Source organism: Streptomyces sp. NPDC089424, assembly GCF_044749345.1.
Taxonomy (GTDB): domain Bacteria; phylum Actinomycetota; class Actinomycetes; order Streptomycetales; family Streptomycetaceae; genus Streptomyces.
The window spans coordinates 933673-954923 of the sequence record NZ_JBIVHU010000002.1; the positions used below are offsets into that span (position 1 = coordinate 933673).

The 21251-nt window shown below is 72.5% G+C and carries 23 protein-coding genes; 9 read left to right on the forward strand and 14 right to left on the reverse strand.

Annotation, left to right across the window (positions count from 1 at the left end; all coding sequences use genetic code 11):
- Nucleotides 1-162 precede the first annotated feature (162 nt).
- Nucleotides 163-1551, reverse strand: a complete 1389-nt coding sequence (locus tag ACIP2X_RS11760; RefSeq protein WP_401670748.1) for a chloride channel protein — start codon at nucleotides 1549-1551, stop codon at nucleotides 163-165.
- On the reverse strand, nucleotides 1544-1822 hold the full coding sequence (locus ACIP2X_RS11765) for an SHOCT domain-containing protein (RefSeq protein ID WP_401670751.1): 279 nt from the start codon (nucleotides 1820-1822) through the stop codon (nucleotides 1544-1546). Before ACIP2X_RS11765 ends, ACIP2X_RS11760 begins: the two co-directional genes overlap by 8 nt.
- 352 nt (nucleotides 1823-2174) lie before the next feature.
- Here ACIP2X_RS11765 and ACIP2X_RS11770 point away from each other — a divergent pair, with 352 nt between their 5' ends.
- Nucleotides 2175-3206 (forward strand): LLM class flavin-dependent oxidoreductase, encoded by a 1032-nt coding sequence (locus tag ACIP2X_RS11770; RefSeq protein ID WP_401670753.1) that lies wholly within the window; start codon nucleotides 2175-2177, stop codon nucleotides 3204-3206.
- 1 nt (nucleotide 3207) lies between these two features.
- On the opposite strand, the gene ACIP2X_RS11775 is transcribed toward ACIP2X_RS11770, so the two are convergent.
- Nucleotides 3208-4176 carry a TauD/TfdA dioxygenase family protein gene (locus ACIP2X_RS11775; RefSeq protein WP_401670755.1) on the reverse strand — a complete coding sequence of 323 codons (969 nt, stop codon included), beginning with the start codon at nucleotides 4174-4176 and terminating at the stop codon, nucleotides 3208-3210.
- Nucleotides 4177-4356: 180 nt separating this feature from the next.
- Here ACIP2X_RS11775 and ACIP2X_RS11780 point away from each other — a divergent pair, with 180 nt between their 5' ends.
- Nucleotides 4357-5187, forward strand: coding sequence for an aldo/keto reductase (locus tag ACIP2X_RS11780; protein ID WP_401670758.1), 831 nt, complete (start codon nucleotides 4357-4359; stop codon nucleotides 5185-5187).
- 45 nt (nucleotides 5188-5232) lie between these two features.
- Nucleotides 5233-5838 (forward strand): DNA polymerase ligase N-terminal domain-containing protein, encoded by a 606-nt coding sequence (locus ACIP2X_RS11785; RefSeq protein ID WP_401670761.1) that lies wholly within the window; start codon nucleotides 5233-5235, stop codon nucleotides 5836-5838.
- Between the two features lie 39 nt (nucleotides 5839-5877).
- Here the strand turns inward: ACIP2X_RS11785 and ACIP2X_RS11790 are convergent, their stop codons facing one another.
- From ACIP2X_RS11790 to ACIP2X_RS11805, 4 genes are all read right to left on the reverse strand, one after another.
- Complete coding sequence (locus tag ACIP2X_RS11790) at nucleotides 5878-6909, reverse strand: alpha/beta hydrolase family protein (RefSeq protein ID WP_401670763.1); 1032 nt, start codon at nucleotides 6907-6909, stop codon at nucleotides 5878-5880.
- 27 nt (nucleotides 6910-6936) lie between these two features.
- Complete coding sequence (locus ACIP2X_RS11795) at nucleotides 6937-7422, reverse strand: peroxiredoxin (RefSeq protein WP_401670765.1); 486 nt, start codon at nucleotides 7420-7422, stop codon at nucleotides 6937-6939.
- 77 nt (nucleotides 7423-7499) lie between these two features.
- On the reverse strand, nucleotides 7500-8021 hold the full coding sequence (locus ACIP2X_RS11800) for a MarR family winged helix-turn-helix transcriptional regulator (protein WP_401670768.1): 522 nt from the start codon (nucleotides 8019-8021) through the stop codon (nucleotides 7500-7502).
- A 72-nt stretch (nucleotides 8022-8093) separates the two neighbouring features.
- Nucleotides 8094-8744, reverse strand: a complete 651-nt coding sequence (locus ACIP2X_RS11805; protein ID WP_401670770.1) for a TetR/AcrR family transcriptional regulator — start codon at nucleotides 8742-8744, stop codon at nucleotides 8094-8096.
- A gap of 749 nt (nucleotides 8745-9493) precedes the next feature.
- Here ACIP2X_RS11805 and ACIP2X_RS11810 point away from each other — a divergent pair.
- The 4 genes from ACIP2X_RS11810 to hemC all read left to right on the forward strand — a co-directional run bounded on the left by ACIP2X_RS11810 (nucleotide 9494) and on the right by hemC (nucleotide 13142).
- Nucleotides 9494-10183, forward strand: coding sequence for a response regulator (locus ACIP2X_RS11810; protein WP_401670772.1), 690 nt, complete (start codon nucleotides 9494-9496; stop codon nucleotides 10181-10183).
- 73 nt (nucleotides 10184-10256) lie between these two features.
- Nucleotides 10257-11240: an ATP-dependent DNA ligase gene (locus ACIP2X_RS11815; RefSeq protein ID WP_401670775.1), complete on the forward strand. Its 984-nt coding sequence runs from the start codon at nucleotides 10257-10259 to the stop codon at nucleotides 11238-11240.
- 143 nt (nucleotides 11241-11383) lie between these two features.
- Complete coding sequence (locus ACIP2X_RS11820) at nucleotides 11384-12160, forward strand: NPP1 family protein (RefSeq protein WP_401670778.1); 777 nt, start codon at nucleotides 11384-11386, stop codon at nucleotides 12158-12160.
- Between the two features lie 49 nt (nucleotides 12161-12209).
- On the forward strand, nucleotides 12210-13142 hold the full coding sequence (gene hemC / locus ACIP2X_RS11825; protein ID WP_401670781.1) for a hydroxymethylbilane synthase: 933 nt from the start codon (nucleotides 12210-12212) through the stop codon (nucleotides 13140-13142).
- A 19-nt stretch (nucleotides 13143-13161) separates the two neighbouring features.
- Here the strand turns inward: hemC and ACIP2X_RS11830 are convergent, their stop codons facing one another.
- The 4 genes from ACIP2X_RS11830 to ACIP2X_RS11845 all read right to left on the reverse strand — a co-directional run bounded on the left by ACIP2X_RS11830 (nucleotide 13162) and on the right by ACIP2X_RS11845 (nucleotide 16003).
- Nucleotides 13162-13683, reverse strand: a complete 522-nt coding sequence (locus tag ACIP2X_RS11830) for a hypothetical protein (RefSeq protein WP_401670784.1) — start codon at nucleotides 13681-13683, stop codon at nucleotides 13162-13164.
- 178 nt (nucleotides 13684-13861) lie between these two features.
- Entirely contained in the window at nucleotides 13862-14710 is an 849-nt protein-coding gene (locus ACIP2X_RS11835) for an ABC transporter permease (RefSeq protein WP_401670786.1), read from the reverse strand.
- On the reverse strand, nucleotides 14670-15515 hold the full coding sequence (locus ACIP2X_RS11840) for an ABC transporter ATP-binding protein (RefSeq protein WP_401670789.1): 846 nt from the start codon (nucleotides 15513-15515) through the stop codon (nucleotides 14670-14672). Before ACIP2X_RS11840 ends, ACIP2X_RS11835 begins: the two co-directional genes overlap by 41 nt.
- Nucleotides 15512-16003 (reverse strand): MarR family winged helix-turn-helix transcriptional regulator, encoded by a 492-nt coding sequence (locus ACIP2X_RS11845; protein ID WP_401670792.1) that lies wholly within the window; start codon nucleotides 16001-16003, stop codon nucleotides 15512-15514. The genes ACIP2X_RS11840 and ACIP2X_RS11845 overlap by 4 nt, the downstream gene beginning before the upstream one ends.
- A 256-nt stretch (nucleotides 16004-16259) precedes the next feature.
- Between ACIP2X_RS11845 and ACIP2X_RS11850 the strand changes: the two genes are divergently transcribed.
- Nucleotides 16260-17054 carry an RNA polymerase sigma factor SigF gene (locus ACIP2X_RS11850; protein WP_401670795.1) on the forward strand — a complete coding sequence of 265 codons (795 nt, stop codon included), beginning with the start codon at nucleotides 16260-16262 and terminating at the stop codon, nucleotides 17052-17054.
- 24 nt (nucleotides 17055-17078) lie between these two features.
- On the opposite strand, the gene ACIP2X_RS11855 is transcribed toward ACIP2X_RS11850, so the two are convergent.
- Nucleotides 17079-17411, reverse strand: a complete 333-nt coding sequence (locus ACIP2X_RS11855) for an ANTAR domain-containing protein (protein WP_401670796.1) — start codon at nucleotides 17409-17411, stop codon at nucleotides 17079-17081.
- A 125-nt stretch (nucleotides 17412-17536) separates the two neighbouring features.
- Between ACIP2X_RS11855 and ACIP2X_RS11860 the strand changes: the two genes are divergently transcribed.
- Nucleotides 17537-18340 carry a VOC family protein gene (locus ACIP2X_RS11860; protein ID WP_401670799.1) on the forward strand — a complete coding sequence of 268 codons (804 nt, stop codon included), beginning with the start codon at nucleotides 17537-17539 and terminating at the stop codon, nucleotides 18338-18340.
- A 22-nt stretch (nucleotides 18341-18362) separates the two neighbouring features.
- Here ACIP2X_RS11860 and glgX read toward each other — a convergent pair whose 3' ends face one another.
- Nucleotides 18363-20525: a glycogen debranching protein GlgX gene (gene glgX / locus ACIP2X_RS11865; RefSeq protein WP_401670802.1), complete on the reverse strand. Its 2163-nt coding sequence runs from the start codon at nucleotides 20523-20525 to the stop codon at nucleotides 18363-18365.
- The gene (locus ACIP2X_RS11870; RefSeq protein ID WP_401670805.1) at nucleotides 20522-21034 is read right to left on the reverse strand and encodes a pep a2; all 513 of its coding nucleotides are present in this window, start codon (nucleotides 21032-21034) and stop codon (nucleotides 20522-20524) included. Before ACIP2X_RS11870 ends, glgX begins: the two co-directional genes overlap by 4 nt.
- Between the last annotated feature and the right edge of the window lie 217 nt (nucleotides 21035-21251).

A 21251-nucleotide genomic window follows, 5' to 3' on the forward strand; every position in this document is an offset into this window, starting at 1 on the left:
ACCGACGGCCTGACACGGAGGCGCGGCCCGGACCGCCGGAACTGCGCGCCGGACCGCCGACTCGCACGGGTGGCACGCGAACGCCCTGCACGCCGGGCGGGCGGACTCCCCGAGCGCGCGACACACGGCGGCCCCGTACGGCGGGAACGGCCGACGCGGCTGTCACGTCGCCCCCTTCGGGTCGGCGGGCGACGGCAGGGGGCGTCCGGCCGGCAGCAGCTGGACCGTAACGAAGGACACCACGGACGCGAGGATCACCACGGGCATCACCGACTCGCTGCGCAGTACCAGCGCCACCAGCACCACGCTGCTGACCGGCAGCCGCAGGGTCGCCGCCGCCGCGGCCGCCATGCCCGCCGCCATGCCGGGCACCACCCCCAGTCCGGGCAGCGGCGCGAGCAGCACACCGGTGGCCGCCCCGAGGAACAGCGCGGGGAAGATGGGACCGCCGCGCAGACCGCCCAGACACAGCGCGTACGCCACTCCCTTGCAGAGCAGTACGGCGATCAGGGCGCCCGCGCCCCAGGCATGGGGATCCTGGGCCAGCACGGCGAGCGTTCCCTGGCCGGACGAGGCCACGTCCGCCGGCGTCCGGTCGGCCGTCAGGGTGTAGACGGCGGCGCAGACCCCGGCGGCGAGGGCGCACAGCACGGCGCCGGTGACGGGCCGCCCCGCGACGAACCGCGCCACCCGCCGGCCCGTCGCCACGATCGTGTGCATGGCGACGGCGATGCCGACGGACAGCACGATCGCCCAGAGCACGTCCCCGGCATCGAGGCGGGGCACCGGAGCGCCCACGTCCAGCGACAGGTTGCCCGTGGACAGGCCGGTCCAGCGGCCGAACCCGGTGAAGACGATGGCGCCGATGCCGCTGGACAGGAGCGCCGGCAGGATGACCACGAACAGCTGAGGGGCGCCCACTCCGGCCATCTCGATCAGCATCACGGCGGCGACCAGCGGATTGCCGAAGATCGCCGCCAGTGCCGCGGCGGCACCGGCCGAGCCGACGAGCGCCTTGCCGTCCGCGGTGTTGAGCGTCCGGACCTGTTGGGCGACCAGCACGGCGAGGCCGCTGCCCAGCGCGATCAGCGGGGCCTCCGGGCCCAGCGTGGCGCCCAGCGGCAGACCGATGAACGCCGCGAGGACCACCCCGGGCAGGGCTGAGGGTTTCGTCCCCTTGGCGTTCAGGCCGGCGGCGGGGATGTGCCCTCCGGCGCCCGGCAGATGCTTGACGACCAGCCCGACGAGGAGCCCCGCGACCGCCAGCAGCGGCAGCGGCCACCACCACGGAGGGATGCCCTGGCCGAGCCGCGCCGGGACGTCGGTCCACATCAGCCGCTCCAGCGCGTGGAGACCGGCCAGGAACCAGAAGGCGGCGAACGAGACCGGGACGCCGATGAGCGCCGAGAGGACGAGGGCCTTCTGGTACGCCGGGGAGCGCAGCAGGTCCCGGAGCCGGTCCGCCTCCTCCGGCTCGGTGCCGGAGGAGGCGGCGGCCCCGGGCTCCCGCGCACGCTCCCGGGCGACTCCGCGCCCCTCCGCCTCAGGCAAGGACCCGGCGCCTCTGAGCTTCGAACTCCTCTTCGGTGAGGACTCCCTGGGCCTTGAGGTCGGCGAGCTGCTTCAGTTGCTCGATCCTGCCCGTCATGTCGGCGCCCGGATCGGACGCGAGCGACGCGGGTGCGGCCGGCGCGGCCGGCTGCGGGTGGGCGTCCTGCTCGGTCCACCGGCCCGCCTGCCGCCGTGAGACCCGGTGGGACACCGCGGTGGCGCTACCCGCGACCACGGCGGTGCGGGCGCCACCACGAAGCAGTCCTGGCATGCTCACTCATCTCCCATGCGGTCTCATCTGCCATGCGGTCCGTACGAAGGTGCGGCGAGGCGCCGGCGGGGGTCCTGGAGGGCCGGTTCGCCAGGGCCCGGAGGCCGGTCAGGACGTCGCCCGCTCCGTCGCGTCCAGCGAGCTGAGCAGCGTGGCCGGCGAAATGCGGCCGCTCGCCACCAGTTGGACACCGGTCCCCCTCGGCGCGGCCGGGAGGTGGCACCTCCCGTCATTGCAGCACCCGAACTGGGGCCCCGCACGTCCACGCCTGCCGGGGCCGGCGGGAACACCGCGGGCCGCCGTCCTGTTTGCGACGGCACAGGGAAGGTTCGACGGACCACGGAGGGGCCGAGTGGCGCCGACATCACGACCACTGCGCAAGCTGGGTTTCCTGACGATCGGGCTGTTCGACGAGGCGGACCCGCGCCAGGGGCACGAGTCCACGCTCCGGTTGATCGAGCTGGGGGAACGGCTCGGCTTCGACAGCGCCTGGCTGCGCCACCGCCATCTGCAGTACGGCATCTCCTCACCCGTCGCCGTCCTCGCGGCCGCCACGCAGCGCACCCGCCGCATCGAACTGGGCACCGCGGTCACGCCGCTCGGCTGGGAGAACCCGCTGCGCCTCGCCGAGGACCTGGCCACCGTCGACATCCTGTCCGGAGGCCGCCTCAACCCGGGCATCAGCGTCGGCCCGCCGCTGCACTACGACCGGGTCAAGGACGCGCTGTACCCGGACACGGCGGACGCCGAGGACTTCGGCTACGGACGGGTGGAGCGGCTGCTCGACTTCGTGCGGGGCGTACCGGCGACCGGCTTCAAGGGGGTCGAGGGCATCGAGGTGTTCAGCGACCGGGTGCAGCCGCACGCGCCGGGGCTGGGCCGGCGCATGTGGTACGGCGGCGGCAGCACCCGTTCCGCCCGGTGGGCCGGCGAGCACGGCATGAACCTGCTGACCAGCAGCGTCGTCAAGGCCGAAGGCGCCGAGGGCGAGCCGGTGGACTTCGCCGCGATCCAGCTCTCCCACATCCGTGCCTTCCGCGCCGCGCACCCCGACGGCGAGGCCGCCCGCGTCTCCCAGGGCCTCGTCGTCATCCCCACCGACTCCGCGTCGCCCAAGCAGCGCGCCAAGTACGAGGAGTACGCCGCCGGGCGACTGGCCCGCACGGCGTCCCCGCAGGGTCCGGCGCGGCTGCTGTTCGCGCCGGACCTGGTCGGCACGTCCGAGGAACTCGCCGAACGGCTGTTCGCGCACGCCGCGTTCCGGGAGGTGGACGAGGTGGCGTTCGCGCTGCCGTTCAGCTTCGCCCACGAGGACTACGAGCAGATCCTCACCGACATGGCGACGCGACTGGCCCCGGCGCTGGGCCGGCTGCCCGCCGCCTGAGTCACCAGCGTCCCGGCTCGGTGCCGGTGACCGGCTCCGAGGGCTTGCCGTCCACGCCGACGGGGACGTCACCGGCGAGCATCACCCGGTGCATGATCCGGGGGTGGTCGAGGTGGGCGTTGTCGCTGGGCGCCAGGTGGATGGTCGCGCGGTTGTCCCAGAAGGCCACGCTGCCCGGCTCCCAGCGGAAGCGCACCGTGTACTCGGGGCGGACGGCCTGTTCCAGGAGCATCTCCAGCAGCAGCCGGCTCTCGGGGCGGGAGACGTCGATGATCTGCTCGACGTAGTAGCCGTTGACGTAGAGCACCCGCTCGCCGGTCTCGGGGTGCACCCGCACCAGCGGGTGCACCGAGGCGACCTGGCGGTCCAGCAGGTGCCGCAGGTAGGCGTCGTCGCCGGGCCGGGGCTGGTAGCCGACGCCGAGCCGGTGCTCGGCGCGCAGCCCGTCCACGAACTCCCGCACCGGGGCGGACAGTCCGGCGTACGCCGCCGCAAGGTTCGACCAGGTCGTGTCGCCGCCGTAGGGCGGGACGGTCTCGGCGCGCAGGATCGTCGCGGCCGGCGGGTCGATCCTTGCGCCGTGGTCGCAGTGCCAGCCGCGCAGCAGGGTGTGCCGACGGCGCCGGAGCCACTCGTCGTGCTCCATGCCGAACCGGCCGCCGAGCTCCAGCCGGTCGGCGGTCGTCTCGATCTCGGGGAAGCCGGCCGGTGAGGCGCTGCCCCGCCGGGCCTGCACCACCGGCTCGCCGAACCGCCGGGCGAACGCCACATGCGCGGCGTGGTCCAGGCGCTGCCCCCGGAAGAAGACCACCTTCCAGCGCAGCACCGCCTCGTGGATGGCGGCCACCTGGGCGTCGTGCAGCTCACCGGCGAGGTCGACACCGGTGATCTCGGCTCCGATGTGCCCGGCGACGGGGTGCACCCCCACCTCCGCCGCCCGCTCGTCCGCCATGGCCCTGTCCGTCGTCATGCGCACTCCGTTGGTCGTCCGGCCGGCTCCGTCACAGAGCGTGCCAGCGATCTTCCGCCGTGGCGAGCCGCACCCGGCCCGTCCGGAGCGCTTCCGGCCGCGCGGCGGCCCCAGTATGGGCGGGCCCGGCCGGGCCCGCCCATACTGGCGGTACGGCACAGCAGAGCGGAAGGGTGGACCGTGGACGGCATTCCGGCGCACACGCTCAACGACGGCACGACGCTCCCCGCCATCGGCCTGGGCACCTGGCCGATGGACGACGCGGACGCCGAGCGGGCGGTGCTCACCGCCCTTGAGCTGGGTTATCGCCTCATCGACACGGCGACGAACTACCGCAACGAGACCGGTGTGGGCCGCGCGATCGCCCGCAGCCGGGTCCCACGCGAGGAGATCGTCGTGACGACGAAGCTCCCTGGCCGGCACCACGGCTACGAGGAGACCCTCGCCTCCTTCGAGGAGTCCCGCCGCAGGCTGGGTGTGGAGCAGGTGGACCTGTATCTGATCCACTGGCCGCTCCCCCGGGTCGGCAAGTACGTCGACTCCTGGCGGGCCATGATCAAGCTGCGCGAGGAGGGCCTCGTGCGTTCCATCGGGGTCTCCAACTTCACTCCCGAGCACATCGAGCGGCTGGAGAAGGAGACGGGCGTGCTGCCCGCCGTGAACCAGATCGAGCTGCATCCCTACCTCCCGCAGGAGGAGGCCCGGGCGTTCCACGCCGAGAAGGGCGTCGTCACCGAGAGCTGGACCCCGCTCGGCCGGGGCACGGACCTGCTCCAGGACCCCGTCGTCGTCACCATCGCCGAGGGGTACGGCGTGACGCCCGGTCAGGTCGTGCTGCGCTGGCACACCCAACTGGGCGCGCTGCCCGTCCCCAAGTCGGCGGACGCCGAGCGGCAGCGGCAGAACCTGGACGTCTTCGGGTTCACGCTGGGGCCCGCCCAGATGCAGGCCATCGCCGACCGCGAGCCCCGGCGCACGGGGGGTGACCCCGAGGTGCACGAGGAGTTCTGAGGCCCACCGCGGGGTACCCGTTGGCGCGCACGGAAGGAGTGCCGGGTGGGTGACGGCGACCGCCTGCGGACCTACCGCGGCAAACGGCATTTCGGGCGGACCGCCGAGCCCGAGGGCCGGGCGGCCACCACCGGCGACGCCCCGCGGTTCGTGGTGCAGATCCATGACGCGAGCACCCTGCACTTCGACTTCCGCCTTCAGGTCGACGACGTGCTGAAGTCCTGGTCGGTGCCGAAGGGGCCGTCCGCCGACCCCAAGGACAAGCGGCTCGCGGTGCCGACGGAGGACCATCCGCTGGAGTACGAGGAGTTCGAAGGCGTCATCCCCGCCGGGGAGTACGGCGGCGGCACGGTGATCGTCTGGGACAGCGGGACGTACGAGCCGATGAGCCACGACCGCAAGGGACGCCCGGTCGATTTCGGGGAGTCGCTGGAGCGGGGGCACGCCACGTTCCGGCTGAACGGCGCGAAGCTGCACGGGGAGTACGCCCTCACCCGGTTCCGGGGCGATCAGGGCGACGCCGAGGCCTGGCTGCTGGTGAAGGCCGGGCACGCGGGGGCGGGCCGGGGCACTCCGGATCCGCGGCGGGCCCGCTCGGTGCGCAGCGGCCGCACGCTCGCCCAGGTCGCCGCGGACGACGAGGGGGACTGATTCCCGCGGCCAGGCACCGGCGTCTTGCCCGGCCCGGCGTCAGCGCAGGTGTCGTGCGAAGAAGTCCATGGTGGTGTCCATGGAGGACCGCCAGCGGGCGGAGAACGTGTGCCCCTCCCCCGGCTGCTCGACGAGCCGGACGTCCTTGCCCGCCGCCGCGAAGGCCGCCGCGGTCTGCTCGGACCACTTCAGGGGGCAGGTGTCGTCGGCGGTGCCGTGCTGGATGAGGAGCGGCTCGGTCACCCGGTCGGCGTAGGTGACCGGTGAGACCTCACGCCAGAACGCGGGGTTCTCCTCGGGAGTGCCGTGCGCGGCCTCGATCTCGGCGACCACCGGGTCGCCGTCGGGACGCTGGAACCGGTCGATGTTCTCCTCGGGACGCGAGCTGACCGGCGCGTACACGACGGCGGCGTCCACCAGGCCCGGCGCCACCACCAGCGTGTTGTACACGACGCCGCCGCCCATGGAACGGCCCAGCAGGCCGATCCGGTCCCCGTCGATCTCCGGGCGGCCGGCGCCGCGCAGGGCCTTTACGGCGGCCACGACGTCCTCGGTGTAGCCGAGGCGGAGGTTGACGTCGTTGTCCGCGTCGTCGTCGGAACCGGCGTGGTTGCGGTAGTCGGTGTGCAGCACGACATAGCCGTTGCGGGCGAGCAGGTCCTGCTCGCGGGCGAGTCCGCGGCCGGTGGTGTAGACGGCGGGGTCGATGTAGCCGTGCGCGAGCACCAGCGCCGGGAAGGGACCCTTCCCCTCGGGCACGTTCATGAGGCCGGAGATGGTGAGGCCGTTCGCCTCGTAGGTGACGGCGTACTGGGTGTAGGCGGCGTTCCGGGTCCGTACGGCACCGAGGCGCAGGCCGGAGCCCGTGTGCTCGCGGGCGATGAGGGCCGGGAGGGACACGGGGTCGGGCGGCTCGGGCGCCGGGGAGAGGGAGGCGGAGGTGGCGGGGCGCTCGGTGCGGGTCGCGGCCGGCTCGGATCTCTCGGGAGCGCCGGCCTCGCCGTTCGTGCAGCCCGTCACGACCGCCAGCACCAGGCAGGCGGTCACGCAGGCCCTGCCTCGCAGCCGCATGGCCCCAGTATCGCGGATGCGGCTCCGTCAGTCAGTGGCTCCGGCGCTCCGGTGCGCGCGCAGGGCGGCGAGGGCCCGGTCGGCGTGGGTGTTCATCCGCAGTTCGCTGCGGACGACCTCGAGGACCGTGCGGTCCTCGGCGACGACGAAGGTGACCCGCTTGGTGGGGGCCAGCTGGAAACCCCGCTTCACACCGAACCGTTCACGGATCGCGCCGTCCACGTCGGACAGCAGCGGCATGCCCAGCGTGTGCCGCCCCGCGAACTCCGCCTGCCGCTCGACCGGGTCCCCGCTGATGCCGACGGGGCGCCCGCCGGCGGCGGCGAACTCCGCGGCCAGGTCCCGGAAGTGGCAGGCCTGCGCGGTGCAGCCGGCGGTGAGGGCGGCCGGGTAGAAGAACAGCACGACGGGTCCGTCGGCGAGCAGTTCGCTCAGCAGACGGGGCGTGCCCGTCTCGTCGGGCAGCTCGAAGTCCTCGATCTTGTCGCCGACCGACGGCTGGGACGGGGCCACGGTTCCTCCTCGGGTCGCCTGCCGCGAGATCCTACTCGCCGGTAAGGCGGTTGTGGCACCCGGTGCGTGACCCGGGTTCAGGACGTGGCCGCCTCCGCGGGGGGCCGCTGCTCGGAGTCGTCGTCGACGGTCACGGCGAGGAAGTCGTCGACCATCCGGTGGAACAGCGTCGCGAGCCGGCGCAGTTCCTCCGGCGACCAGGCGGACAGGGCCAGTTGCATGCCCCGCGCCCCGACGTCGCGGATCCGCTCGATGGCCTCGCGCCCGGTGTCGGTGAGCTCGATGCGCTGGGCGCGCCGGTCGTCGGGGTCGGGGACACGGGAGACGAACCCGGCGCGCTGCAACTGCTGCACGGTTCGCGTGACGTGCGAGGCCTCCACGCCGAGCCGGTTGGCGAGCTCCCCGGGACGCAACGGCTCCGAGTCCGCCACCTGCCGCAACAGCGCCACGGCCGCCCGGTCCAGCGGGACTCCGGCCAGCGCCATCAGTCGATCGTGCTGCCGGGCGCGGGTGTTGAGGTAGGTGATGCGATTCAGGGCCCGCTCGATCTCGACGATCTCGGGGGACACGGGGCCCGGGGGGAGCGGCGGTGTGGGCATGCCCCCCACTTTACCATTTGTTGCCTAACTCAAGTAAATTCCGTTTCGCGGTCCGCGGCACGGTCCGCCGCGTCAGCGGCTCGGGGTGACGGGGGCCGTCCACATGGCGACGATGGCGTCGATCAGACCGGTCGCGGCGTCGTGCCAGCTCCGCCTCGGGGTCGGGGTGTTCTCGGCGAGGGCGCGCTCGCGTTCGGCGCAGGTGTGCAGGATCAGGTGACGTGCCATCGCCGCACGCTCCGCGCCCACCTCGGCGGGCAGCTCCGGCAGGCACCGGAGCAGCCGGTCGCGGATCTCCCGCAGCGACGGCGAGGTCAGCGACTCCTCGACCATGATCCGGTACAGGGCGGGGTCGGTCATCACCTGCGCGCAGAACCTCGCGTACCAGGTGGGGCTGCCCAGCTCGGCCAGATGCCCGGTGACCGGCCGCACCAGACAGGCCACCCAGTCGCGCACGTCCGTCGAGTCGCCCGCCTCGGCGAGCATGCGGGCGCGGCCGTCCTCGATCCGGGCGTCGTGCCGGGCGGCGACGGCGCGGACCAGGTCGGCCTTGGTGCCGAAGTGATAGCCGACGGCGGCGTTGTTGCCCTGGCCCGCGGCCTCGCTGACCTGCCGGTTGGACACGGCGTACACGCCGCGCTCGGCGAAGAGCCGCTCGGCGGCGGTGAGGATCAGCTCCCGCGTCGCGTCGGCCTGCTGCGCCCGTGCCGTCCTGCCGGCCATGCTCACCACCACACCTTCCTGCGTCGGAGCCTACGCAACCGCAGGTGGGGGGCGGTGACCGGCTCGGGTCGCGCTCGGGGGGCGGTGACCGGCTCAGGTCGAGCTCGGGAGGGGCGGCTCGGGTCGCGACCGGAGGGCAGTGGCCAGGCTCAGGTCGCTCCAGGGGGGACCGGCTCGGGTCGCACCTGGGGGCGAGGGCGCGCTCAGGTCACACCCAGGGGCGAGGGCGCGCTCGGGTCCCGCCTGGGGGCGAGGGCGCGCTCGGGTCCGCCCCGGGGCGAGGGCGGGCTCGGGTCCCGCCCAGGGCGGTGGCGCGCCCGGATCCCGCCCAGGGCGAGGCCTGGCTCGGGGTGCCACCCGGGGGCGGTGGCGCGCTCAGGTCACACCCGAGGGAGTGACCGGCTCAGGTCACACCCAGGGGCGAGGGCGCGCTCACGGTCACACCCGGGGCAGTGACCGGCTCGGGTCCCGCCCGGCGGCGTTGGCGCGCTCAGGTCGCACCCAGGGGCGAGGGAGGGCTCGGGTCCTGACCGGGGGCGGTGGTCGGGCCGGGAGCGGCGTCGGGGACACGGTGGGCCGCGTGTCGGGGCGGGGTACCTCGCGCGGATGACATGTGCCGTCGGCGGGCGAAGCCGAGCGGCCTTATCGGGGGAGATCGCCCACCATGGGACGAGGGATCACGTCACCGACGAGGTCACCACCGTGCCGCCGCGGCACCCCCGCTCCCCAGGCAAGGGAAGACGCACCTCATGACCATCCGCGTGTTGCTCGCCGACGACCAGGCCCTGCTGCGGGCCGCCTTCCGGATCCTGATCGACTCCTGCGACGACATGGAGGTGGTCGGCGAGGCCGTCGACGGCGCCCGGGCGATCGAGCTCGCCAGGGCCCACCGGCCCGACGTCGTCCTGATGGACATCCGCCTGCCCGGCAGCGACGGACTGGCCGCCACCTCCGCCATCTGCGCCGACCCCGAGCTGTCCGCGACCCGGGTGCTCGTCCTCGCCACGTCCGAGATCGACGAGGACGTCGCCGAGGCGCTGACGGCCGGGGCCAGCGGATTCCTCGGCAAGGAGGCCACCCCCGACGCGCTGCTCGACGGCGTCCGGACCGTGGCGGCCGGCGAGTCCCTGCTCTCCCCGCTCGCCACCCGCGCCCTGATCAGCCGTTTCCTGTCCGCTCCCGAGAAGGGCGCCCGGCTCGCGTCCCCGGAGGACCTCGCCGCGCTGACCGCGGCGGAGCGCGAGGTGCTGGGCCGGGTGGCCGAGGGCCGGACCAACGCGGAGATCGCGCAGAAGCTCGCGATCAGCCCGCCCGACGTGCGCTCCCACGTGGACCGGGCGATGACGAAGCTGCGCGCCCGGGACCGCGCCCAACTGGTTGTCATCGCCTACCAGTCGGGGCTGGCGGGAGCCATGCCGCCGCCGTCCGCGGCACTCTGACCCCGCCCTCCGTTCAGGGGAAACCTGCGGGCGGGGCGCGTGGCGCCGCCCCGCCCCGTCGACATCTCAAGCCGTGACCCTGCCGCTGATCGCCCCCATGCTCGCCACCCCCGGCGCCCTGCCGCCCGCCACCCAGGACGCGCGCTGGGCGTACGAGACCAAGCAGGACGGCCAGCGCGCGGTGGTGTATCTCCCCGGCGACGGAAGCCTCGTGCTGCGCGCCAGGTCGGGAGAGGAGATCACCGGCGCCTACCCCGAACTGCTGCCGCTCGGTGCCGCCCTCGGCTCCACGGCCGCGGTGCTGGACGGCGAGGTGCTGGCCCTGGACGAACGGGGGCGCGCCGACTTCCAGTTGCTCCAGTCCCGTATGGGCCTCGCCCACTCCCCCGCCCGGGCGGCGCGCCGGGCGGCCCAGGTGCCGGTCCACCTGGTGCTGTTCGACGTGATGCACCTGGCCGGGCACTCCCTGACCGGGCTGTCCTACGCCCGGCGGCGCGCCCGGCTGGAGGAGCTGGGCCTGGCCGGACCGTTCTGGTCCACGCCGGGCGCGCTGGTGGGCCACGGCGCCCAGGCCCTCCAGGCCACCGTCGACCACGGTCTGGAGGGCCTGGTCTGCAAGCGGCTGGACTCGGTGTACGAGCCAGGGGTGCGCTCCCGCGCCTGGATCAAGATCCGCAACATGCGCGGCGAGGACGTCGTGGTGGGCGGCTGGCAGCCGGGCAAGGGACGGCTGACCGGTCTGCCCGGCGCGGTGCTGGTCGGCCAGCGCGACGCGGCCGGACGGCTGCGCTACGTCGGCGGCGTCGGCACCGGCTGGAGCGAGGCCGAACGGATCGAGCTCGCGGCGCTGCTGCGCGAGCACGCCAGCGACGTCTGCCCCTTCGACCCGGTGCCGCCCGCGCCGGGCGCGCGCTGGGTGCTGCCCCGGCTGGTGGGCGAGGTCCGCTACAGCACGCGTACCCGGGCCGGGCTGCTGCGCCAGCCGTCCTGGCTGCGGCTGCGGCCCGACCTGACGCCCGAGGAGTCCACGGCCGATCTGCCGGAACACCTCGGCTGACGTCGATTCAGCAGACAACTATTGGGCTGTCCTTCACCAACGGGACGCCTGTGACCTCTTGGCGCGGACGGGCATTCCCGGGAAGCTGAACTGCCTTTCCCCCCACAGCCCTTGGGCTGCGCCCGAACCAGGAGGAGGACGCAGTGTCGTCGCAGAAGTCCGTCGTGCACCGCAGGAGATGGCTCACCGTGCTCGGTGGTGCCGCCGCGGTCGTCATAGCCTTTCCCGCCACCGCATTCGCCGCCCCGCCGCCGGCGCTGCCCGGCAACGCCGACAGCATGGAGCGCACCTTCCAGCCGGCTTTCGACTACGACACCGACGGCTGCTACGCGACCCCCGCGATCAGCGCCGACGGCACGGTCAACTCCGGCCTCAACCCGACCGGGGCGCTGAACGGCAACTGCCGGGACGCCTCGGACCTCGACAACACGAACAGCTACTCCCGCTACAAGTGCAACAACGGCTGGTGCGGCATCGTGTACGGCCTGTACTTCGAGAAGGACCAGGCCCTGCCGGGCACCAGCCTCGGCGGGCACCGCCACGACTGGGAGCACGTCGTGGTGTGGGTGCAGGACAACCAGGTCAAGTACGTCTCGACCTCCAACCACGGCTCCTTCACCGTGCACAACGCCTCGGCGATCCGCTTCGAGGGCACGCACGCGAAGGTCGTCTACCACAAGGACGGCATCAGCACGCACTGCTTCCGTGCCGCCAACTCCAACGACGAGCCGCCGGAGAACCACAAGGGGACCTGGCAGTACCCGACGCTGGTCGGCTGGAACGGCTACCCGGCGGGCGTGCGGGACAAGCTGTCGTCGTACAACTTCGGCAGCGCCAACTTCGGCCTGAAGGACGCCAGCTTCAACTCCCACCTGGCCTCGGCCAAGCCGTCCGGCATCGCGTTCGATCCCAACGCCTGACATACGCGCTCGTGCGCGGCGGGGGCCGGTGACGGTCTATCGTGTCCGCATGCCGGTCCCCGCATTGATCCGCATCGTCTCCCGCGACTCCCCGATGGCGCTCGCCCAGGTGGCCCGCGTGCAGGCCGAGTTGACCGCCCGTCACCCCGGGGTGAGAACCGAGGTGCTCCCGGTGAAGACCACCGGTGACAAGTGGCTCGGTGATCTCTCCCTGGTCGAGGGCAAGGGCGCGTTCACCAAGGAGGTCGACGCGGCGCTGCTGGCCGGCGAGGCCGACCTCGCGGTGCACTGCGTCAAGGACGTGCCCGCCGACCGTCCGCTGCCGGCCGGGACGGTGTTCGCGGCGTTCCTGAAGCGCGACGACATCCGTGACGCGCTGGTGCATCCGGGTGGGCTGACCCTGGACGAGCTGCCGGCCGGCACCCGCATCGGCACCTCCTCGGTGCGCCGTGTCGCCCAGCTGGCCGCCACGCATCCGCACCTGGAGTGCGTGCCCTTCCGCGGCAACGCGGGCCGGCGGCTGGACAAGCTCGCCGCCGGTGACGCGGACGCCCTGCTGCTGGCCGTCTCCGGTCTGGAGCGCCTCGGCCGCCAGGACGTGATCAGCGAGGTCCTCTCCCCCGAGGTGATGATGCCGCCCATCGGCGCGGGCATCCTCGCCCTGCAGTGCCGCGAGGGCGACAGCGACCTGATCGACGCGGTCAGCGTGCTCGGCGACCCCGCCACCCACCGGGAGGCGACGGCGGAGCGGATGTTCCTGCATGTGCTGCAAGGGCACTGCAACAGCCCGATCGCCGGGTTCGCGCGCATCGACCACGGCGAACTCTCCCTGCGCGCCTGCGTGTTCACCCCGGACGGCAAGGTCCGTCTGAACGCGCACGAGTGGGCGGGGCGGCTGGACCCGGCCACCCTCGGCACGTCGGTCGCCGTGGCCCTGCTGCGTCAGGGTGCCCGCGAGATCATCGACGGCATCCCGCACTGACGGCTCCGGCCGACCGCCGTCAGGCGGTGCCCTCCTCGGCCTGGTCGCGCAGGAAGTTGCTCACCTGGTGGGCGAGGCTCTCGCGGCCGGCCCCGGCCGGGGCGCACGGGGTGGACTCGTCCAGTCCGATGCCGCCCGTCCAGAGCCGGCGGTCGGCCCAGTCGTCGTCCACCCGCATCTGGATCTGGACGTCCACCTGTCCGAGCGCCGCCTCGGGTCCCGCCCCGTACATCACGGCGGTGGCCCGGCGCAGCGGGTAGACGTCGTAGCCCTCGATGAACTGTGAGTTGCGCCAGTCCACGAACGCGCTCTCGCCGTCGGGGCCGATGCGTACGTCGATCTGGCCGTCCTCCAGGTGGATGCCGAAGCGCTCCTCACCGCGGTTCTCCACGGTCACCCGCAGCCGGAAGTACGCGAGTCCCTCGGCCGCGTCGTCGCGTCCGCGGGGCGGCTCGGCCCGTTCAAGACCGTGGACACGAACGCGCAGACCGGCATGCTCGTCGTACTCCTGCCAGTCCCCGACCACGTTCGGCTCGTACACGCTCCACCTCTCGACCTCTCGAAGCTGCTTCCTATCCGTGGGCTCAGCGCAGTGTCAAATGGGCGGAATGGGCTGTGGCCAGGGATTTCCCGCGTGTGATCGCTGATCAAGCCGTGCGCAGGGAGAATCCGTTCGGGCCTCGTCCCGGGCGTGCCGCACATCACGTTCGCGCCCCGGGTCAGCGTGCCAGCCGCCCCAGCAGTGAGGAGGCGGCGGCGATGCCGAGCGCGGCGGCGACCGCCAGCACCGCGAAGTCCGTCCCGAGATGTGCGGGCGTGCCCAGCAGCAGTCCTCGCAGCGCGTCCACCTGGTAGCTGAGCGGGTTCACCTCGCTGACGGCGCGGAGCCAGCCCGGCATGACCGACAGCGGGTACAGCGCGTTGGAACCGAAGAACAGCGGCATGGTGATCGCCTGCCCGAAGCCCATCAGCCGGTCGCGGCTGAGGACGACGCCCGCGATGGTCATCGACAGACAGGAGAAGAAGGCGGAGCCGAGGACGACGGCCCCCGCGACGCCCAGCAGCCGGAGCGGGTTCCAGGTCAGGGCCACGCCGAGCGCGGCCGCGATGACGATCACGACCATGGCCTGGATCAGCGCCTTCACACCGGACGCGAAGGCCTTGCCGGTGATCAGTGCCGGGCGCGGGGTAGGAGTGACCAGCAGTTTGCTGAGGACGCCGGCGTCCCGCTCCCAGATGATCTGGATGCCGTAGAAGATCGCGATGAACATCGCGGACTGGGCGATGATCCCCGGCGCCAGATAGTCGAGGTAGGGGACGCCGCCGGTCGGGATCACATGGAGCCGGGTGAAGGTCTGACCGAAGATCAGCAGCCAGAGGGCCGGCTGGACGGCGCGGGTGTACAGCTCGGTGCGGTCGTGGCTGAGCTTCTGCAGCTCGACGACGCACATCGCGGCGACCCGGGCGGGCAGCAGCCGCCAGGCGGGCCTGGCGGGAGGCGGTCGCAGCAGCAGGCCGAGGTCGCGGTCAGCCGACGCGGCGGGCGGTGCGGCGGGTGCTTCGGACATCGCGGAACTCTCCTGACCTCTCGTCCGGCCTCTCGTCGAGTCCGCTGCCGGCGACGGCGCGGAAGACGTCCTCGAGGGTGGGAAGGGTGTCGGCGCGCAGCCGCTCGCGGAGCCCCTGGCGCAGCTCGGCCGGGGTACCGAGGGCCCGGACGCGCCCGCGGTGCATCAGGCCGACGCGGTCGCAGTACTGGTCGGCCTCCTCCATGTAGTGCGTGGTGACCAGCACCGTCATACCGGTGGCGGCACGGACGGCGTCGATCTGTTCCCAGACACCCGTTCGGGCGATCGGGTCGAGACCGATCGTCGGTTCGTCGAGGATCAGCAGTCGCGGAGCGCTGACGAGTGCCTGGGCCAGTTCCAGCCGGCGCACCATGCCGCCGGAGTAGGTGCCGGCGAGCCGGTCGGCGGCGTCGGCGAGACCGACGGCCGTCAGGGCCTGGCGGACGCGTTCGGCGCGTTCACGGCGCGGCACGTCGAAGACCCGGGCGAACAGGGCGACGTTCTGCCGTCCGGTGAGCGCCGCATCGGCGGACAGCTGCTGGGGGACGTAGCCGAGCAGCCGCCGTACCGCCGTCCGGTCGCCGGCGGCGTCGTGGCCGAAGACGCGGACCGCCCCGGCGGGCACCGGCAGCAAGGTCGTGACGCAGCGGATCGCGGTGGTCTTGCCGGCGCCGTTGGGGCCGAGCAGTCCGAAGACCTCGCCCGCGCGCACCGTGAGGTCGAGTCCGTCGACGGCCCTCGTGCCGCCGAAGGCGTACACGAGCCCCGTACAGGTGAGGGCGGCCTCGTCGGCACCGTCGGTCATGGCTGATCGGCCTCCTCCCGCAGGGTGACGGCCAGCTTCCGCAGGGCCGGGACGGCGGCGCGCAGCGCGTCGCGGTCCGCCGCGTCGAGCAGGGCGAGCTGCCGGCGCACCAGGTCGGCGCGCCGGCGCCGCCAGGCGGCGAGGCGTTCCTCGGCCGCCGGGGTGGGCAACAGGCGGGCGGCCCGGCGGTCGGCGGGGTCGGTCCCGCGGACCAGCCATCCCTGCCGGACCAGCTGGTTGACCAGCGTCGAGACCGAGTTGCCCGCCAGGCACAGCTCCCTGGCCGCGTCGGAGACGCCGATACCGGGGCGCGCGGCGACCAGGCGCAGCAGCTCGACCTCGGCGCCGCGCAGGGGGGCGAGGGGCATCTCGGCACGCAGTCGGCGCCGGATCAGCCGCTGGACGCCGACGAGCGCGTCGGCGAGCTCCTCCGGGAAGGTCTCCGCCCTCTCGTCGTCGCCCTGGTGCAGTCTGCCGTCGACGTCCACGCTTCGACGGTACCTCTGTGTCGGAGCTAAAGGGTTCAAGGAGGAGTCAAGCCCGGGGGAACACCTTTCGACCACATCGCATACCTGAAGTGCGTTTCGTGTGTGTTTATTACGGGAAGACCTATTTGAGTGCTTCGGACAGGAGGCACGTCCGTGGGACCGCGATGTCGCTCCCGCACGGCTTCCTGTGTGCAAGGGTCCGGGCGCGCCACCCACGGTGTCTGTCCACCCGGCACCTGCTGAGGGAGGCGCGCAGATGCGTACCGCCAGCAGAACGAAGCAACACCCCCACGACGACGCTCCTGACACGGCCGCCGATTTCGTACGCCTGCGTGCGCTGCCGGACGGTCCCGAACGCAAGGCCCTGCGGGACGAACTGGTCCGGGTCTGGCTGCCCATGGCGGAGCGGATCGCCGTGCGTTTCCGGGGCCGTGGCGAAGCCCTGGAGGATCTGTACCAGGTCGCCGCCCTCGGTCTGGTCAAGGCCGTCGACCACTACGACCCCGAACGCGGCCGCGCCTTCGAGGCGTACGCCGTACCGACGGTCACGGGCGAGATCAAGCGCCACTTCCGAGACCACATGTGGACGCTGCACGTCCCCCGTCGCGTCCAGGACCTGCGCAACAGGGTGCGGCGCGCCACGAAGGAGCTCTCCCAGACGACCCCCGGCCGTCCCCCCACCATCGCCGAGATCGCCGCGTACGCGGACCTCAGCGAGGACGAGGTGCGCACCGGCATGGAGGCCCTGGAGTGCTTCACCGCGCTGTCCCTGGAGGCCGAGATGCCCGGGACCGACGGCTACGCCCTCGCCGACGCGCTCGGCGGGCTGGACCCGAGCTACGACATCGTGGTGGACCGCGTCGCGGTGGCGCCCTGTCTCCAGGCCCTGCCCGAGCGCGAGCGGACCATCCTCTATCTGCGCTTCTTCCAGGGGATGACGCAGAGCTGCATCGCCCAGCAGCTGGGCATCTCGCAGATGCACGTCTCCCGGCTGCTCAGCGCCTGCTTCGCCAGGCTGCGCGAGGAACTCGTCGCGGGGACACCTCGCTGAGGCGGCCGGGGGAAGCCGCCGGCGTCACTCCGCAGGGGCGCCGGGGATCTGTGTCGGACCGTGGCGGTCCAGGGCGTCCTCCAGTTCGGCACGGATCTCCGAAGGCATCTCCCCGTCGCGGCCCCAGATCAGCACCAGCTCCGCGACCGTGCGGAGCTTGGTGTTGGTGTGCTGCGAGACGTCCTTCAGCACCGCCCATCCCTCGTCCGGCGTCACCCTTCCGAGTGCCACCATCATGCCGATCGCCTGGTCGACGACGGCATGCGAGCAGACAGCCTCCTTGAGCTGGACGATCTCGTCCTCCAAGGCCCGGAGCCGGTCGGTGTCACCGGCGGGCTCGTGCGGTATTCCTGCCATTCCCCCATCCTCCCCACCGGGACTGACCGCTGCCACCGGGGTACTCGGCAGGCGCCATGACCGGTTCCGGTTGGACACTGGTGTCGAACCGGTGGCTGCCGGTCGACGAGACCAGGACGACTGCCATGCAACATGACACGACACCCACGGCCCGTGCGACGGACGTGGTCTCCACGAGTGACGCCTTCGGTGCGCCCTGCTGGGTGAGCCTCACCAGCCGCGACGTGCGCGTCACCGAGGAGTTCTACACCGCCGTACTGGGCTGGGAGTGGCGGAAGGCCAAGCTCGGCGACCACTTCCGGATCGCGGTCGTCGACGGCGCGCCGGTGGCCGGCATCGCCGCGGTGGCCGCGATGTGGCAGATGGCGGTCGCCTGGACGCCCTACTTCGCCGTCCCCAGCGCGGACCTGGCGGTGGCCAGAGCACAGGAGCGCGGCGGCACGGCGGCGGTGGGGCCCATCTCGCTGCCGCCCGGCCGGGCGGCGCTGCTCGCCGACCGCGACGGAGCGACCTTCGGCATCTGGGAGGGCGAGCTGGTCACCGACTGGGAGACCTGGCACCGCGCCGCGCCGGCCTTCATCCGGCTGCACACCCGGGACGCGTTCGACGCCGCGATCTTCTACGGAGAGGTCCTGGAGTGGGCCTCGGCGACCCGCGGCTGCTGCGAGATCAACTACGAGGGCGAGGAGGTCGTCCTGCGCAGCGGCGGCGACGTGGTGGCCCGCATCGAGTCCGGCGCCCTCGGGGCGGCTCCCGATCCGACGATCCGGCCGCACTGGCAGATCCACTTCGCCGTCGGCGACGTGGCGGCCTGCGCCCGGGCGGCGGAACACAACGGCGGCAGTGTGCTGCGTCTGCACACCGAGGAGGCCGTGCTGCGCGACCCCGACGGGGCGCAGTTCACGGTGACGTCGCGCCGGGAGCCATGAGGGCCCCCGGCGTTCTCGCCTCCTAGGAGCCCGAGGGCCGCGTGCTCCGTGACGGCCGGGACAGCAGGACGAGGCTGCGCGCCTCCACCGTGAGGACGGTGGCCGCCTTGTGCTCGGTCTCGTCCGGCGGCCCCTGGGGATCGGCGGTGTCGATGAGGGTGGTCCAGTGCTCGCCGTACGCGCGGTCCGGCAGCCGGAAGTCCACCGGCTCCCAGTAGCTGTTGAGCAGCAGCAGGAAGGAGTCGTCGACCACGCGGCACCCGTGGGCGTCGGGTTCGGCGATGGCGTCGCCGTTGAGGAACACGCCGACGGTGTGCGCGTCGGAGCGCTGCCAGTCCTCGTCCGCCATCTCGGTCGCGTCCGGCTGCAGCCACACCAGGTCCGGCAGCGGCTGCCCGGCGTGCCGGACCGTCTCGCCCCGGAAGAAGCGCCGTCGGCGCAGCACCGGGTGGGCGGCCCGCAGCGCGATCACGTAGCGCGTGAAGTCCCGCAGGTCCCGCTGCTGCCCGGTCAGCCGCCAGTCGATCCAGGAGACCTCGTTGTCCTGGCAGTAGGCGTTGTTGTTGCCGCGCTGGGTGCGTCCGATCTCGTCGCCGTGGCTGAGCATGGGGATGCCCTGTGACAGCAGCAGGGTGGCGAGGAAGTTGCGCTGCTGACGGGCGCGCAGGGCGAGCACCCCCACGTCGTGGGTGTCGCCGTCGGCGCCGCAGTTCCAGGACCGGTTGGCACTCTCGCCGTCCCGGTTGCCCTCGCCGTTGGCCTCGTTGTGCTTGTCGTTGTACGACACGAGGTCGCGCAGGGTGAAGCCGTCGTGCGCGGTGACGAAGTTGACGCTGGCTCGGGGGCGGCGCCTGCTGTGCTGGTACAGGTCGGAGGAGCCGGTCAGCCGGGACGCGAACTCGCCGAGCGTGTGTTCCTCGCCGCGCCAGAAGTCCCGTACGGCGTCGCGGTACATGCCGTTCCACTCCGACCACAGCGGCGGGAAGTTGCCCACCTGGTAGCCGCCCTCCCCCACGTCCCAGGGTTCGGCGATCAGCTTGACCCTGCTGATGACGGGGTCCTGCTGGATCAGGTCGAAGAACGCCGACAGCCGGTCCACCTCGTGGAACTGCCGCGCCAGCGTGGCCGCGAGGTCGAAGCGGAAACCGTCGACGTGCATCTCGGTGACCCAGTAGCGCAGCGAGTCCATGATCAGCTGGAGCACGTACGGGTGCCGCATGAGCAGGCTGTTGCCGGTGCCCGTGGTGTCGTAGTAGTGCCGCCAGTCGCCGTCGACGAGGCGGTAGTACGAGGCGTTGTCGATGCCGCGGAAGGAGAGCGTGGGGCCCTTCTCGTTGCCCTCGGCGGTGTGGTTGTAGACCACGTCGAGGATGACTTCGAGCCCGGCCGCGTGCAGCGCCTTGACCATGGACTTGAACTCGGTGACCTGCTGGCCCCGGGTGCCGTGCGCCGCGTAGGCGTTGTGCGGCGCGAAGAAGCCGATCGTGTTGTAGCCCCAGTAGTTGGCCAGTCCACGGTCCTGGAGCACGCCGTCCTGCACGAACTGGTGCACCGGCATCAGCTCGACCGCCGTCACCCCCAGCGAGGTGAGGTGGTCGACGACGGCGGGGTGGGCGAGCCCCGCGTAGGTGCCGCGCAGTTCCGGCGGCACGTCCGGGTGCGTACGGGTCAGCCCGCGCACGTGCGCCTCGTAGATCACCGTGTCGGCGTACGGCCGTCCGAGGGGGCGGTCGCCGCCCCAGTCGAACGCCGGGTCGGTCACCACGCCCAGCATGGTGTGCCCGGCGCTGTCGGCCGGGTCGGGACCGCAGGCCGCGCGCTCGTACAGCGAGGCGTGGTTGTCGAACTGCCCGTCCACGGCCTTGGCGTAGGGGTCGAGCAGCAGCTTCGCGGGGTTGCAGCGCTGCCCGGCGGACGGGTGCCAGGGACCGTGCACCCGGTAGCCGTAGCGCTGGCCGGGCTTGATGTCGGGCAGGTAGCCGTGCCAGACGAAGCCGTCGACCTCGGTCAGGGGGACGTCGCGATGGATGCCGCGCTCGTCCACAAGGACGAGGTCGACACGTTCGGCGACCTCGCTGAACAGCGCGAAGTTCGTGCCCTTGCCGTCGTGGGACGCCCCCAAGGGATAGGGGTGCCCGCTCCACGCGGGCACCCCGTCCTTGCCGTTCGGCTTCTTCTTCGTCACCGCGCGTCCTCCAGGGCGCCGTCGGCCGGCAGCAGCGGTGTGGCGAGGGCGGCGACCGGCATCGCGCGGGGCACCTGCAGCCCCTCGCGCAGATCGGGGGCGGGCGCCTTCGGCACCAGCGGGACGCGCTCGCCGGCGCGGGCCCGCTGGGAGAACCAGATGACCTTGCTGCCGGTCTCGGTGGCGCAGCAGCCCCAGCCGTCGCTCATCGCGGCGATGTGCTCCAGACACGCCCGCAGGTCGAGGTCGGGGCGGAGCTCCTGGTCGTTGTCACCGACGGCGGTGATCAGGTGCTGGCCGTTCCACCACATCTCGATCGACGTGTGCTTGTCCGTCGCGTGCTCGTCGATGGCCTGCAGCAGCAGTTCGAGGCTGCCGCAGACGGGCTTGACCAGCGGGTCGAGGTCCCAGTACTTCAGGTGGGCCGCGAGGATGCGGCTCACCTGTCCTACGCGTTCCGGGCTGACTTCCACATCGAGGTGGTAGTAGCAGGGCACTGCGGTCTTCATCGTGGCTCCTCACCGGCGAGGCTCTCGCACCCTCGCCCTCGCAAGCCGATCCCCGAACACGAAGCGTGAGCACTGATCGCTTCCGAGTCACCACAACAGTGCGGGTGCTAGCCCATTCGTGCAACACGAGCGCACCACCGTGATGGTTGAAGCTCTAACAAGACGCTGGGTCGCCGTACGTGCACCATGAGTGAAGGTGCCTCGATCGCCGTAACGG